The 13,274-nt window shown below is 72.4% G+C and carries 13 protein-coding genes; 5 read left to right on the top strand and 8 right to left on the bottom strand.

Features of this window, described 5'->3' with window-relative positions:
* Positions 1–35: 35 nt before the first annotated feature.
* Complete coding sequence (locus tag OHQ87_RS15510; protein ID WP_328338506.1) at positions 36–590, bottom strand: hypothetical protein; 555 nt, start codon at positions 588–590, stop codon at positions 36–38.
* 39 nt (positions 591–629) lie between these two features.
* Here OHQ87_RS15510 and OHQ87_RS15505 point away from each other — a divergent pair, with 39 nt between their 5' ends.
* Positions 630–1,514, top strand: a complete 885-nt coding sequence (locus tag OHQ87_RS15505) for an NAD-dependent epimerase/dehydratase family protein (protein WP_328338504.1) — start codon at positions 630–632, stop codon at positions 1,512–1,514.
* On the opposite strand, the gene OHQ87_RS15500 is transcribed toward OHQ87_RS15505, so the two are convergent.
* The gene (locus OHQ87_RS15500; protein ID WP_442930831.1) at positions 1,480–1,839 is read right to left on the bottom strand and encodes a helix-turn-helix domain-containing protein; all 360 of its coding nucleotides are present in this window, start codon (positions 1,837–1,839) and stop codon (positions 1,480–1,482) included. The genes OHQ87_RS15505 and OHQ87_RS15500 overlap by 35 nt on opposite strands.
* 251 nt (positions 1,840–2,090) lie before the next feature.
* Between OHQ87_RS15500 and OHQ87_RS15495 the strand changes: the two genes are divergently transcribed.
* Positions 2,091–2,486, top strand: coding sequence for a hypothetical protein (locus tag OHQ87_RS15495; RefSeq protein WP_328338502.1), 396 nt, complete (start codon positions 2,091–2,093; stop codon positions 2,484–2,486).
* A gap of 81 nt (positions 2,487–2,567) precedes the next feature.
* On the opposite strand, the gene OHQ87_RS15490 is transcribed toward OHQ87_RS15495, so the two are convergent.
* From OHQ87_RS15490 to OHQ87_RS15470, 5 genes are all read right to left on the bottom strand, one after another.
* Entirely contained in the window at positions 2,568–4,241 is a 1,674-nt protein-coding gene (locus tag OHQ87_RS15490) for a ricin-type beta-trefoil lectin domain protein (RefSeq protein WP_328338501.1), read from the bottom strand.
* Positions 4,242–4,431: 190 nt separating this feature from the next.
* A complete protein-coding gene (locus OHQ87_RS15485) occupies positions 4,432–4,872 on the bottom strand; it encodes an Rv0361 family membrane protein (protein ID WP_328338500.1) in 441 nt (146 codons plus the stop codon).
* A gap of 165 nt (positions 4,873–5,037) precedes the next feature.
* Positions 5,038–7,296, bottom strand: coding sequence for a catalase (locus OHQ87_RS15480; protein ID WP_328338499.1), 2,259 nt, complete (start codon positions 7,294–7,296; stop codon positions 5,038–5,040).
* Between the two features lie 200 nt (positions 7,297–7,496).
* Entirely contained in the window at positions 7,497–7,943 is a 447-nt protein-coding gene (locus OHQ87_RS15475; protein ID WP_328338497.1) for a hypothetical protein, read from the bottom strand.
* Between the two features lie 87 nt (positions 7,944–8,030).
* Positions 8,031–8,519 carry an iron chaperone gene (locus OHQ87_RS15470; protein WP_328338495.1) on the bottom strand — a complete coding sequence of 163 codons (489 nt, stop codon included), beginning with the start codon at positions 8,517–8,519 and terminating at the stop codon, positions 8,031–8,033.
* Positions 8,520–8,810: 291 nt separating this feature from the next.
* On the opposite strand from OHQ87_RS15470, the gene OHQ87_RS15465 reads away from it, so the two are divergent.
* From OHQ87_RS15465 to OHQ87_RS15455, 3 genes are all read left to right on the top strand, one after another.
* On the top strand, positions 8,811–10,094 hold the full coding sequence (locus OHQ87_RS15465; RefSeq protein WP_328338493.1) for a cytochrome P450: 1,284 nt from the start codon (positions 8,811–8,813) through the stop codon (positions 10,092–10,094).
* Between the two features lie 170 nt (positions 10,095–10,264).
* Complete coding sequence (locus tag OHQ87_RS15460) at positions 10,265–10,525, top strand: acyl carrier protein (RefSeq protein ID WP_328338491.1); 261 nt, start codon at positions 10,265–10,267, stop codon at positions 10,523–10,525.
* 85 nt (positions 10,526–10,610) lie between these two features.
* The gene (locus OHQ87_RS15455) at positions 10,611–11,846 is read left to right on the top strand and encodes a beta-ketoacyl-[acyl-carrier-protein] synthase family protein (protein ID WP_328338489.1); all 1,236 of its coding nucleotides are present in this window, start codon (positions 10,611–10,613) and stop codon (positions 11,844–11,846) included.
* A gap of 93 nt (positions 11,847–11,939) precedes the next feature.
* On the opposite strand, the gene OHQ87_RS15450 is transcribed toward OHQ87_RS15455, so the two are convergent.
* Positions 11,940–13,253, bottom strand: a complete 1,314-nt coding sequence (locus tag OHQ87_RS15450) for a glycosyltransferase family 2 protein (RefSeq protein ID WP_328338487.1) — start codon at positions 13,251–13,253, stop codon at positions 11,940–11,942.
* Positions 13,254–13,274 lie beyond the last annotated feature (21 nt).

Below are 13,274 nucleotides of genomic sequence, written 5' to 3'. Positions count from 1 at the left end.
TCTGCTGGCGATGTGAGCCCGACCGGGGCGTCCACTCAGGCTCCGAGATCAAGGACGAGCGGCCCATGGTGAGGCCGGCGACGTCGCCGGTAGCGTGAGGCGAATTCGTGCCAGGACCGCGAGGAGCAGCCCGGCAGTAGCGAGTAATCCTGACCGAGCAGGTCGTACGCGTGAATGGGGGCCTGCTGTAGGGAAACCGGAGCCAGCGCCGTTGCCAATAGCGCCAGGACCCGATCGGCAACGCGGAGCAGGCGCGGCAGCTCATCGTCACCCACCTGCTCGACCCGCCCCGTTCGGACGTCGCCGCCTGGCACGGTCTGCTCGGCGAGCTGCTGATCGCCGGCGGGGAGACCGGTGCCGCCGCGACCGCGCTCGACCAGGTCGATGCGGGCGGCGTTCCTGCGCACCCGCCGGGCCGAGCGGTTCCTCGCCGAGCTGGCGACCCGGCCCACGCGATAGCGACGGTGGGTCCGGTGTGCGTCGTACCGGCATGACCGGTACGTGCCGTACGACGCCGGCACCTGACGGCCGCGCGGGTTCGGCCCGGCCCCGGCGGCGAGGGGGTTGCCGGGGCGGTGCCGGGAGAGCATGGCTTGACAATCCGCCGGGTGCGGTGTGGACGATGAGACGTGAAAATTCTTGTGCTGGGTGGCAGTGGCCTGATCGGCACCCATGTCGTCGACGTGCTGCGCGACAGGGGCCACACCGTGACCACGGTGGCCCGTACCGCCCGCCCGGGCGTCGATCACCTGCTCGATCTCGGGTCCGCCTCGACCGACGACCTCCGGCCGCTGCTCGCCGGCCAGGACGGGGTCGTCGTCGCCACCCGCGCCGACGAACAGCGGGTGCTGCCCAAGCCGATCCGGCCGGTCCTGCACCGCGAGCTGGTCGACCCGGTGGTACGCCTGCTCACCGCCGCCCGCGACGAAGGGCTCAGCCGTGCGGTCGTGTTGGGCTCCTACTACACCTACTTCGACCGGCTACATCCACAGTGGCGGCTCGCGGAGCGGCACCCGTACATCGGATGCCGTCGGGAGCAGGCCCGGCAGGGACGGCTGGCCGCCGGCCCGGAGCTGCCGGTCGCCGTGCTGGAGTTGCCGTTCGTCTTCGGCGGGGCCGGTGACCCGCTCCCCAACTGGGCCGGTCCGCTCTACCGGTGGGCGCGGTCGCGGGGACCGCTGGTGGCCCCCGACGGGGGGACCGCCACCGTCGCGGCGCGCAGCGTGGCCGAGATCGCGGCCGACGCGCTCGCACAGGCACGCGGCGGGGACATCCCGGTCGCCGACGAGAACCTGAGCTGGGCAGAGATGATCACCCGGATCGCCGAGGAGGTCGGCCGCCCCCGCCGGGTCCGTCGGCTGCCCACCGGCGTCGTACGGGTCGCGCTGCGAGGCGTTGGCATGCGGCACGACCGCACGGGCCGGGAAGCGGGCCTCCACCCCACCCACCTCGCCGACCTCCTGCTCACCGAACTGTTCATCACCGAGGCGGACCGGGAGAGCGGAGATCGCTAGGCCACGGGTGTGCCTGGGAGTGCAGCCGGCGAGGGTGCCGGCTGCCCTCCCGTCTGGTGTGCCGCTCAGTGCGTCGGCTTGGTGGACCGGACGAAGGTGGTCCAGGCGGTGGGGCTGAAGGTGAGGGCTCACGGGTTGCCCCGTACAGCTCGCACATGAACCGGGCGTCGATGGGGCGCACCGGACCGGGGCCCGCCTCGATGCGCCACATCTTCTGCCGGCTGCAGTGCAGCGCCTCGGCCACACCGTCGAGCGTCATGCACGCCTCGGTGCGCAGGTCGCGCAGCGCCCGCCCGAGCTGCCGTCGGGGGACTGTCGAGCCCATGTCCTCGGCCATCCGCCACTCCTGTCCACGTTGCATTTTGTTACATGCTTCTCGGTGTCGGTGAGACATCGAAATGGCACCCGGGGAATTGTCGGGACGTGGGATGCCATTCCATCGGAACGCGTTTTCGACCCTACAAGAAAGGTGTGACAACAGCCATCACCGCGCAATTCCCATGCAATGGCCGTCGCATTGTGGGCACCTGTTGCCGCAGGGCCTCGCGGGGCGGCGGCAGCCACTACGCTCCAGGCGTGATTCGCATCGTCGCCACCGTGTCCCTGCTCCTCGTCGCCGGTTGCGCGCCCACCGAACCGGCCGCCCCCGCAGCCGCCAGCCCGACCGAGCCCTCGGACCGGTTCGCCGCCGGCGCGTGCCTGTCGGTGGCCCGGGCGATCGAGGAGAACGACCTGAGCTTCAGCGCGGCCACCGGTCCCGCCTCGCGGGCCGTCCTGTCGACCGACCCGGGCATCCAGCAGGCCGGTCGGCGACTGGCCGTGGTCGGTAAGGAGGCCGGGGACCTCTTCGTCGAGGACGATCCGAAGGTCGACCCGGGGCCTACCAACGCCCGGGTGGCCGAGGCGCAGCGTCAGTTGCTCTCGGCGTGCACCGACCTGTTCGGCCCGCAGCCGTGGAAGTTCGACAGGTAGCCGAAAACCGGTTACCCGACCGCCGGCAAGCGGCGATCGGGTAACCGGTCTCACGGTGCCCCGGCTACCGGGGCCGACGGTTCAGCTGCGGCTCCACCGCTGGCCGGCGGCGCCGTTGCAGTCCCAGATCTGGGTACGGGTGCCGTTCGCCGTGCCGTTGGACACCAGGTCCAGGCAGCGCCCCGAGCCGACCGCCGTGATCGTGCCGTCGGTGTTGAAGCGCCACTTCTGGTTCTGCTGGCCGTTGCAGTCCCAGATGATCACCGAGGTGCCGTTGGCGGTGCCGGCGTTGTTCACGTCCAGACACTTCGTGCCGTAGACCCGCAGCTCCTGGCTGCCTGTCGACGTCCACGACTGGTTGGTCTGGCCGTGGCAGTCCCAGATGATGGCCGTGGCCCCGTTGGTCTGGGTCGCGCCGTTGACGTCCAGGCAGCGGCCGGCGGCGACGTTGCGGACGGCCGTCGTGGTGCCCGGAGGGGGAGTGGTCGGCGGCGGGGTGGTCGGGGGCGCGGTGGTCGGCGGGGCGGTGGTCGGGGGCGCGGTGGTGGGCGGGGGAGTGCCGCCGCCGGTCACCAGGAACATGGCCGCGCCGTGCGCCGGCACCGAGGCGCTGATCGTGCCGGTCGACGTCGAGTTGCTGTGCGCCCACAGGTCGCGCACCGCGTAGGACGACGCGCTGCCGAGGCCGAGCGCACTGGCCGTGGTGGAGACCGTGGCCGTGCCGCCGCTCCGGTTGAGCAGCACGGTGGCCACCGCGCCGGTGGACATCGGCTTGCGCCAGACCTCCAGGTCGCCGGAGTCGCTGATCTTGTAACCCTGCCGGCCGCCCCAGTCCTGGTTGACCGCGATGACGTCGGTGTTGGTCAGGATCGTCCGGGTGGCCGCCGACATGGTGCGCAGGTCGTTGCCGGCCAGCAGCGGGGCGTTCAACAGCGCCCAGAGGCTGAAGTGTGCCCGCGACTCGGTCTCGGTGGGGCCGTTGCCGACCTCCAGCATGTCCGGGTCGTTCCACGCGCCCGGCCGGGCGTACGAATCCTTGCCGACCTGCTGGTCGAGGATGCCCATGATGGAGTTCCAGTTGCCACCGATGTCACCGGTGTTGCGCCAGGAGTTGCCCACCGACGCGCCCCAGGTCCAGACGCTGTCCTGACCCCAGTTGCACAGGCTGTAGAGGATGTTGCGGCCGGTGGCCGCCAGCGCGTCCCGCATCGCGGTGTAGCGCTGCTGCCCGCTGCGACCGAGGTGGTCGCCGCAGTTGTCGTACTTGAGGTAGTCGATGCCCCAGGACGCCCAGAGGTTGGCGTCGCGCTGCTCGTAGTTGATGCTGGCCGGGTAGCCGGCGCAGGTGGTCGTCCCGGCCGACGAGTAGATGCCCAGCTTGAGGCCCTTGCCGTGCACGTAGTCGGCGAGCGCCTTCATGCCGCTGGGGAACTTCGCCGGGTCGGCGACCAGGTCACCGCTGGCGTTGCGCTGCTTGGTCGACCAGCAGTCGTCGATGTTGACGTACTCGTACCCGGCCGCCGCCATGCCGCTGGAGACCAGCGTGTCGGCGGTCTGCCGGATCAGCGTCTCGTTGACGTTGCAGCCGAACGAGTTCCAGTCGTTCCAGCCCATCTGCGGGGTCCGGGCCAGGCCGTTCTCCAGCGCCTGCGCGGGCGGGGCGTTGCTGAGCACCGCCGCGCCGGTGACGACCGCGGTGCCGAGGCTCGCCGCCAGCAGTACCGGGAACAGCAGGGCGACTCTACGTCTGGACATGTGCACGCTCCTCGTCGGAGTGCAGGCCACGATAGGAAATATATCGACGACCGCCAACGTAATTCGTCTGACATCTGCCGTCAATACGCGCCCGTCGACCACACCCGGTGCTGGCTGCCGCCGCCCGCGCCCTGCGTCCGGGCCGTACCGCCCGCGCCCGCCCGTCCAGGGGCCGGGGGCCGGGGGCCGGTCACCGTACGTCCGGGCTGCACACCTTCCAGTCGCCGTCCTGCTGCTCGACGTTCAGGTGCACCGTCCGGGGTGCCTGGTCCGAATAGGTGACCTCGGCGGTCACCCAACGCAGGGTCGGTGTCTCGCTCGGGCGCTCGATCGTCACGTCGGTGATCCGGAACCCGGTCACCCCGTAGCCGGCCGCCGGGCGGTCCAGCCAGTCCGCCCGTGACTCCCGGCGCCGGTCGGCCGCGCACAACATGTCGTACGCCCCGTTGTAGTCATGCCTGACCACGGCGGACAGGTAGGCGTCGGCGGCAGCGCGGATGCCGGGCTCGTCCCGGGTGTCCTTGCGGTAGAGGTAGACGCTGCCGGCCGGCACGCCGCAGCAGAGCAACGCGGCGACGCCGAAGATCATGATCACGAAACCACGGCTGGAGAGCTCTGCCTCGGTGGCCACGGCACGACGGTACGGTCTCCCGGCAACCCAGGTCACCTGCGGCCTTCGGCGGGACCGGTGACCTTCGGCCTTCGGCGGGACCGGTCACCGGCGGCCCTCGGCGGGACGGACGCGCAGCGCGACGGGGGCGTCCGGTGCGGACGCCCCCGTCGACGAGCCGTGCGGTCAGGAGACCGAGGCGGGGAAGCGTTCCCAGACCCGGTGCGCGGCCATCAGGGTCTGCGCGTCGGCGAGCACGCCGGCCCCGGAGTCACCGGTCACCACGCCCACCGCGCCGACCACCCCGGCCAGCTCCAGCACCCGTACGCCGTCGCCCCAGGCGCCGATCACCTTGGCGTGCCGCCAGCACTCCTGCACCAGCAGCAGCACCCGCGGGTCGACGACAGTGGCGTCCGCCGCACCCGCCTTGGCGTCCCGGGCCGGCAGCGCGTCCGGTGCCGGCGCGGGTGCCCCGGCCAGCAGCAACGCGTCCAGTTCGACCGAGCGGCCGGTGGCGAACGTACGCTGCACAGTCAGGCCGCCCACAGTGCCGCCGTGCGCGGCGATCACCAGCGGCACCATGCCGGCGGCGAACACCTCCCGGCGGACCTGCTCGACACCGGCGGCGTCGGCCCCGGCGTCCACCACGATGCCGACCGTCCGGCCGTCGGCCGGCCAGAGGCCGCCGACCTGGGACAGCGCCGGGCTGGGCGCGACGTCGGCAAGCGGCACGGTCGGCTGCGGTGCCGGCAGGCCCAGGCCGGTGGCCACCTCGGCGCAGAGCACCGGGTCGATGTTGGCCAGGCACTGCAACTGCCGTTCCCGGATCGCCTGGTGGTAGCACTTGCCCAGCTCGAAGGTGTAGGCCCGGACGATGTGCTCCCGCTCCACCGGCGACATGCTCAGCCAGAACAACCGGGCCTGGCTGAAGTGGTCGTCGAAGGAGGCCGGGTTGGCGCGTACCTTCGGGGCCTCGGCCACGGTGACCGGCACGTCGAGGAACGCGTGCTCGGCGTCCCCGGCCGGGAACGGGTTGCCCCCGTCGAGCGAGTTCGGCCGGTAGGGCGCGACACCCGCGTGCACGGCGTGCTGGTGGAACCCGTCGCGGAGCATGTCGTTGACCGGGGCGTGCGGCCGGTTGATCGGAATCTGCGAGAAGTTCGGGCCGCCCAGCCGGGTGAGCTGGGTGTCGACGTAGGAGAAGAGCCGGCCCTGCAACAGCGGGTCGTTGGTGACGTCGATGCCCGGGACCAAGTGGCCGAGGTGGAAGGCGACCTGCTCGGTCTCGGCGAAGAAGTTCGTCGGCGTCCGGTTGAGCACCAGCCGCCCGACCGGTTGCACCGGGGCCAGCTCCTCCGGGACGATCTTGGTGGGGTCGAGCAGGTCGATGCCGGCGAAGGTCTCCTCCGGCGTGTCCGGGAAGACCTGGAGGCCGAGCTCCCACTCCGGGTACGCGCCGGCCTCGATGGCGTCGTAGAGGTCGCGCCGGTGGAAGTCCGGGTCCATGCCGCTGAGCATCTGCGCCTCCTCCCACTCCAGGGAGTGCACGCCCAGCTTCGGCTTCCAGTGGAACTTCGCCAGCACCGTCGCCCCGGCCGCGTCGACCAGCCGGAAGGTGTGCACCCCGAACCCCTCCATGGTCCGGTACGAGCGCGGGATGCCCCGGTCGGACATGTTCCACATGGTGTGGTGCTGCGCCTCGGTGTGCAGCGAGACGAAGTCCCAGAAGGTGTCGTGCGCGCTCTGCGCCTGCGGGATCTCCCGGTCCGGGTGCGGCTTGCCGGCGTGGATGATGTCGGGGAACTTGATCGCGTCCTGGATGAAGAAGACAGGCATGTTGTTGCCGACCAGGTCGAAGGTCCCCTCGTCGGTGTAGAACTTGGTGGCGAACCCACGGGTGTCCCGGACGGTGTCGGCCGAGCCCCGGGAGCCCAGCACGGTGGAGAACCGGACGAAGACCGGGGTCTCCTTCCCCTTGCGCAGGAAACCGGCCCGGGTGACCTCCTCCGCGCCGTACCCGGTGAAGACGCCGTGCGCGCCGGCGCCCCGGGCGTGCACCACCCGCTCGGGGATGCGTTCGTGGTCGAAGTGGGTGATCTTCTCGCGGAAGTGGTGGTCCTGGAGCAGCGTCGGGCCGCGCGAACCGGCCTTCAGCGAGTGGTCGGTGTCGCGCAGCCTGGCCCCCTGCGAGGTGGTCAGGTATTCACCCTGCTGACCGTTGGCCACCGTCGGTGCGCCGGTTTCGGCACCGGTCGGGGTACGGGTCTCCGGTGCGCCCTGCTCCTTCTTGGGCGGCAGCGGGTCGTGCGGGGTGGTGGGCTCGTCGACGGTCGGCGGAGCGCTACCCGGCGCACCAGGCACGTCGGGGGTCATCAGGTCGGACACCTTCTCGGCTGCGGCGTCCACCACGTCCTTGACGACCTCGGTCGGCTTGCGGGATTCCATCTGGGCGGCACCTCGATGTGTGGAGCGGGGAACAGGTCGTCTCCCCCTACCCGGGCATCCCCCCGCAAAACACGCCGATGCCACCCGGTGTTTCCACCGTCGGACCGGGTCGCCGGCGCTTGGCGAGGGCCTCAGCGCGGGGCGGTCGAGTGGCTCAGCGCAGGGCGGTCGAGTGGCTCAGCGCAGGGCGGTCGAGTGGCTCAGCGCAGCGCCCTGAGGGTGACGGCGGTCACCGCGCCGTACGCCAGGTGCGGCACCAGGTCGGTGATCCAGTCGGTGGCGGACCAGGTCCGTGGATCGGTGACCCGCAGGACGGTCAGCGGGCCGTTGGACCCGATCATCGCCAAGCCGGTCAGCGCCAGGACGGACACGACTGTGGGGAGCCGGCGACCGCCCGCCGCCGCGTAGCCGGCGGCGGTGGCCACCGAGGTGACGTAGCCGAGCAGTGGCCCGAGCCCGGACCGCCGGTTCGGGGCGGTCCGCTGATCACCGAGGTCGACGTGGGCCAGTTCGGCCAGCCGGCCGGCGCTGTCCTCGGCGGCGCTGCTGGCCGGGCGGGCCCGGATCGCCATGTCGAGGTAGGTGACGGCGTTGAGGGCGGACGCACCGGCCGCGCCGGCGATCAGGGCTCTGCTGGTCGGCGTCATCCTCGCCGGGTACCCGCCGGGGTGGCGATGACACCCGCCGGTGCCGCTGTGCCGGGGCGGGCCGGCGGCGGGCCGCCCCGGCACGGATCAGGAGATCGCCGCCGTCACCAGTTCCCGGACCCGCTTCTCCACCGTGGGGCTCCAGGCCAGCAGCGCGTACGACACCGGCCAGAGATCACCGTCGTCGAGCTGCGCCGCCTCCTGGAAACCCAGTGTCGAGTACCGGTAGTTGAACTTGCCGGCGTCCTGGAAGAAGACGACGATCTTGCCGTCCTCGTTCGCGTACGCGGGCATCCCGTACCAGGTCTTCGGGGACAGCTGCGGAGCCGCCGTGATCACCGTCAGGTGCACGCGCTCGGCGAGCGCCCGGTCCGCCGGGGCCATCTGGGCGATCCGGTCCAGCACCGCCTGCATCCCGTCGGCCTTCCTGGCGCCCTTCTTCCCCTCGGCGCGCAACTCGGCGGCGCGTTCCTGCATCGCGGCCCGCTCCTCCGCGCTGAACCCGGTGGCATCGGCCCCGGCGGCCTTCCCGGCGGTGTCGCCGCCGGACGTGGTGGTCGGACTCTTCGTGGGCACGCGGGCTCCCTCACTGGGTGGGACGAGGCGCGGCGTCCTGCCGGCCACCTGGACAAAGGCTATGACCAGGTGACGGCGGTGGCTTCTCGATTCCTGACCGGCCGGGGCCGACTGTCACACCGGATTCCGCCGTACCACCCGGGCGGGACGGCTGACCGGCCGATTCACCGTGGCGACGGCAACCGGCCCGGTGCGCCCGGTGCCGTCGGTCGGCCCGGTCGTGGACACGTCGCCGTCGATGCGTCTATGGTCACCGCATCCTCCGCCCGTGCACGCCGTACGAGGAGCGCCATGGGTTTCTCCGTATCCCTCGACGACCTGCTCGGCGACGAGGTGCGCCGCGATCCGTACCCGTACTACGCCCGGCTGCACGAGCTGGGGGAGGCTGTCGCGCTCCCCCCGACGGCCCCGTACGCCGTGCTGGTCCACGGCCACGACGCCGCCCACCGGGTCCTGCGGGATCCGGTCTTCCGGGTGCTCGACGCGGACCACCTGGACCGGTCCGGCCTGCGCTGGCGCGAGCACGCGGTGATCCGGACCCTGCAGGCCAGCATGTTCAACGCCCCGGCCGACGACCACGCCCGGGTGCGCCAACTGTTCGGCCAGGCGCTGACCGCCCGCCGGGTCGCCGCGCTGGAGCCGACGATCCTGCGGATCGCCGACGGGTTGCTCGACGGGCTCGCCGAGGCGGGCGCGGGCGGGCGACCTGTGGACTTCATGGCCGCGTTCGCCCTGCCGCTGCCCAGCGCGGTCGTCGGCGAGCTGCTGGGGGTGCCGCAGCGGGACCGGGACTGGTTCCCGTCCCGGGTGCGGGCGTTCGACGCGGTGCTGGAGATCGGGCCGCGCTCGTTCCGGGAGATCCGGGCCGCCAACGCCGCCGCCGAGGAGCTGACCGGCTACTTCGCCGCGCTGCTTGCCGCCCGGCGGGCGGAGCCCCGCGACGACCTCGTCTCGGCCCTCGCCCGTAGCCGCGACGAGCACCCCGACCAGTTGTCGGAGGCGGAGCTGCTGGCCAACCTGATCGTCACGTACAACGCGGGGTTCCGGACCACCGCGAACCTGTTCGGCAACGGGTTGACCCTGTTGCTGGCGCGGCCCGACGCGCTTGCCGCGTTGCGCGCCGACCCGTCCCTCGCCCCGGCGTACGTCGAGGAGATCCTGCGGTACGAGCCGCCTGTGCACTTCGCGGTGCGCTACGCCGCCGAGGACACCGAGATCGCCGGGCTGACCGTCGGCAAAGGACGGTCGGTGCTGGTGCTGACCGGGGCGGCCAACCGCGACCCCCGCCGGTTCACCGATCCGGACTCCTTCGACCCGTCCCGCCCGGACAACCGGCACCTGGCGTTCAGCGCCGGGCCGCACTACTGCCTCGGCGCGGCGCTCGGCCGGGCGGAGGGCCGACTCGTGCTGCCCCGGCTGCTGGACAGGTTCCCGGCGCTGGCGCTCGCGGCGGCACCCGGCGAACGGCGTGAACTCATGCTGCGCGGCCACGACCGGCTGCTGGTGCGCCTGGCCGATCCGCGCGCCGATCGGCTCGTCGGCACGGCCCAAGTGGACCTTGCGAAACCGGCTTGATTGAGTAAGGTCGATTCAAACGGAGCGGCTGCTCCGGTGGCCAATCGGCGACGGTCACGCAGACGTCGCACCTGGTTCCCGGCCGCGTCCCCGGCCACCTGCCACGCCTCACGCGTCCCACCGGCCGCCGGGTCCGCCGACGCCGACCTCCGGAAAGGAGACCCACGGACATGACCGACGAGATCCGCGCCTTCCTCTTCGCCGCGCTGACCGAGATGAAGTACGACATCGAGGACGCCGACGACGACACCGTGTTCGGTCCGGCCGGCCTCGACGTGGACTCCCTCGGCCTCGCCGAGCTGGCAGTCCGGGTGGAGGACCGGTTCGGGGTGGCATTCGACGACGACGAGGCCGAGGCCCTGGCGATGATGACCGTCGGAGAGTTCTGCCGCGCGGTGGCGCTGCGCATCCAGCCCGCCTCGGCGCACTGACCGTGCCCGCCGCGCCACCCCGCAGCCAGGTCCCCGACCGGTCAGTGGCCCGGGGCGTCGCCGTGGCCGGGCGGGAGGGACGCGCGTGCGGGCCGGCGTGACGGTGACCGGGATCGGGCTGGTGAGCCCGGTCGGCAGCTCCGCCGCCGAGGTGTTCGACGCGGTCTGTGCGGGCCGCTCCGGCCTGCGCAGACCGCCCGAGGGGCACCCGGTCGACGGGGTCGTCGACGTCGCGGCGTTCAGCCCGGAGATCGACCCGGCCAGTGTGCTGCCCGGCCCCGAGTCCCGGGTGGTGGACCGCTCGATCGTGATGGCGCTGCGGGCGGCCGGGGACGCGTTGGCCGACGCCGGTGTCGAGGTGGGCCGGGACGTCGACCCGTACCGCATCGCCGTGATCGTCTCCGGCGTCGGCGGGCTGTCGACGCTGGCGAGCCAGGTGCTCGCGCGGGCCGAGCGGGGCCGGTTCGGGGTCAGCCCGTACCTGCTGCCCGGGACGCTGCCGAACATGGGCGCGGCGCGGATCGCCATCAGATACGGCATCCGGGGCTACACCTCGTCGATCGGCACGGCGTGCGCCGCCGGGGCCCAGTCGCTGGGTGAGGCGGTGCGGATCCTCCGCGCCGACGAGGCCGACCTGGTGGTCTGCGGGTGCAGCGAGGCACCGCTCTTCCCGACCTTCGTCGACGCGTTCGGCAACGCCCGCGCGCTCGCCCGGGGCTGGTCCGACCCGACGGCCGCGAGCCGCCCGTTCGACAGTCGGCGCAACGGCCTCGTCCTCGGTGAGGGCGCCGGGGTGTTCGTCCTGGAGCGCACCGCGCACGCCGAGGCGCGCGGTGCGCGACGGCACGCCGACCTGCTCGGCTGGGGCGCGAACAACGACGCCTACCACCCCACCACCCCCCGCCCCGACGGGTCCGGTGCCGCACACTGCATGCGGACGGCCCTGCGCGACGCCGGCCTGGCCCCCGCCGACATCGGCTACCTCAACGCCCACGGCACCAGCACCAGGGCCGGTGACGCGGCCGAGGTGGCCGCGATGCGGGACGTCTACGCTGCGGCCGGCCCGCCGGTGAGCTCCACCAAGGGGGTCACCGGGCACCTGCTCGGCGTCTCCGGGGTGATCGAGGCGGCCATCGGCGTCGAGGCGCTGCGACGCGGGGTGCTGCCGCCTACCCACAACCTCGACGACCCGGACCCGGCCGACGGGGTCGACCACATCCGCAAGCAGCCCCGGACCGGCCCGGTGGCCACCGTCATGTCCAACTCGTTCGGCTTCGGCGGCCACAACGTCAGCCTGATCCTCGGCCCTCCCGGGGCGTGACCGGCCGCCGACCGCCGGCACGGGTCGGGGTGTCTGCCGTCCGGCGGCCCCGCGTCGGGGTGCCTGCCCTCCGGCGGCCCCGCGTCGGGTGACTCAGCGGATGGTGAGCAGGGTCGCGGTGTCGTGCCGGTCGACAGTGACGTCGAAGTGCTGGTGCAGCATGTCGGTCAGGTAGTCGAGATCCGCCACCAGGGGCACCGGCAGCATCGCCCGCTGGTCGACCGGGCCGTGGGTGGCGACCAGTTCGAGCCGGTCGGCCTTGAGTAGCCCCCGGGTCAGGAAGGCCGGCAGGTCCTCGGGGAGGAGGCAGCGCCACAGGTCGACGTTGACGATCAGATCCAGCGCGCCGGCCTTGAACTGCTGGAGCACGGTGCCGAGCAGGTGCGAGTTGGTCGGGCCGGGTGGCGCGTCGTGGTCGTAGGTGTGCGACCCGGGGCCGAGATCCAGGGCGGACACCCCGTTGCCGACGACAAGCGCCGCGCTGGTGGCCAGCTCCGCGCGGAGCGCGGCGGGCAGCGCCGCCGGTCGCCCCAACCCCTGCCGCCGGTACGCCTCGATGGCCTCGCCGTAGAGCCGGATCCGGCCCAGGTGCCGGCCGAACGTGTTGATCGCGTACAGCACCTCGACGTCGTAGCGCAGGTGCTTGCGCAGCAGGTACTTCATGTTGTCCATCGAGGCGAGCCCGTTGGACGTCTTGCGGAAGTGCGGCAGATGGTAGGACAGCGCCTCGACGTCCAACCGGAACAGGTCGGGCCGGGCCCCGTGCAGGTGGAACACCCGGTAGAAGAACTCCAGATCCTCGAAGCCCCACTTGACCATCGCCTCGTCGAAGCCGCCCACCCGCAGGAACGAGTCACGGTCCACCGAGGCGTTGTGGGTCAGCCCCAGCACCCAGGGGGCGGCGGGGAAGTCCCGGATCCGCTGCGGGTGGGAGATGTCCTCCAGTCGGGGGTCGCCGCGCTCGGCGTCCAGCATCTCCGACCCGATCGGTTCGCCCCGGCGCAGCGCGTCCGCGCCGGCCCAGTCGAGGTCGTAGCGCTGACCCAGCAGGACCCCGGGCCGACCGTCGAGGGCGGCGTGGTGATCCCGGTGCCGGGCCAGCAGGGTGGGGTGCGCCACCGTGTCGGCGTCCAGGAACAGCAGGGTGTCCGCGCCGGCACGCGCCGCCGCCGCGTTGCGGTTGGCACTGCGGCCCCGGTTGGCTTCGCTGCGTACGCAGCTGATCCGCAACCGGTCGGCGTAGCGCTCGACGACCGGGGTCAGCGGGACGGCCGAACCGTCGTCGCCGACGACGACCTCGAACTCCTCCGCCGGCAGGGTCTGCCGGGTGAGCGACGCCAGCGTCGTGTCGAGCGCCGAACCGTTGTTGTGGGCGGGGATCACCACGCTCAGGCGGGGCTGGTCCATGGTCGGCACACGACTCCTTCG

It is taken from the genome of Micromonospora sp. NBC_00421 (genome assembly GCF_036017915.1).
Classification (GTDB): Bacteria; Actinomycetota; Actinomycetes; order Mycobacteriales; family Micromonosporaceae; genus Micromonospora.
Note: the sequence above shows the minus strand (reverse complement) of the source record. Positions and strands in the feature narration are given on the sequence as shown.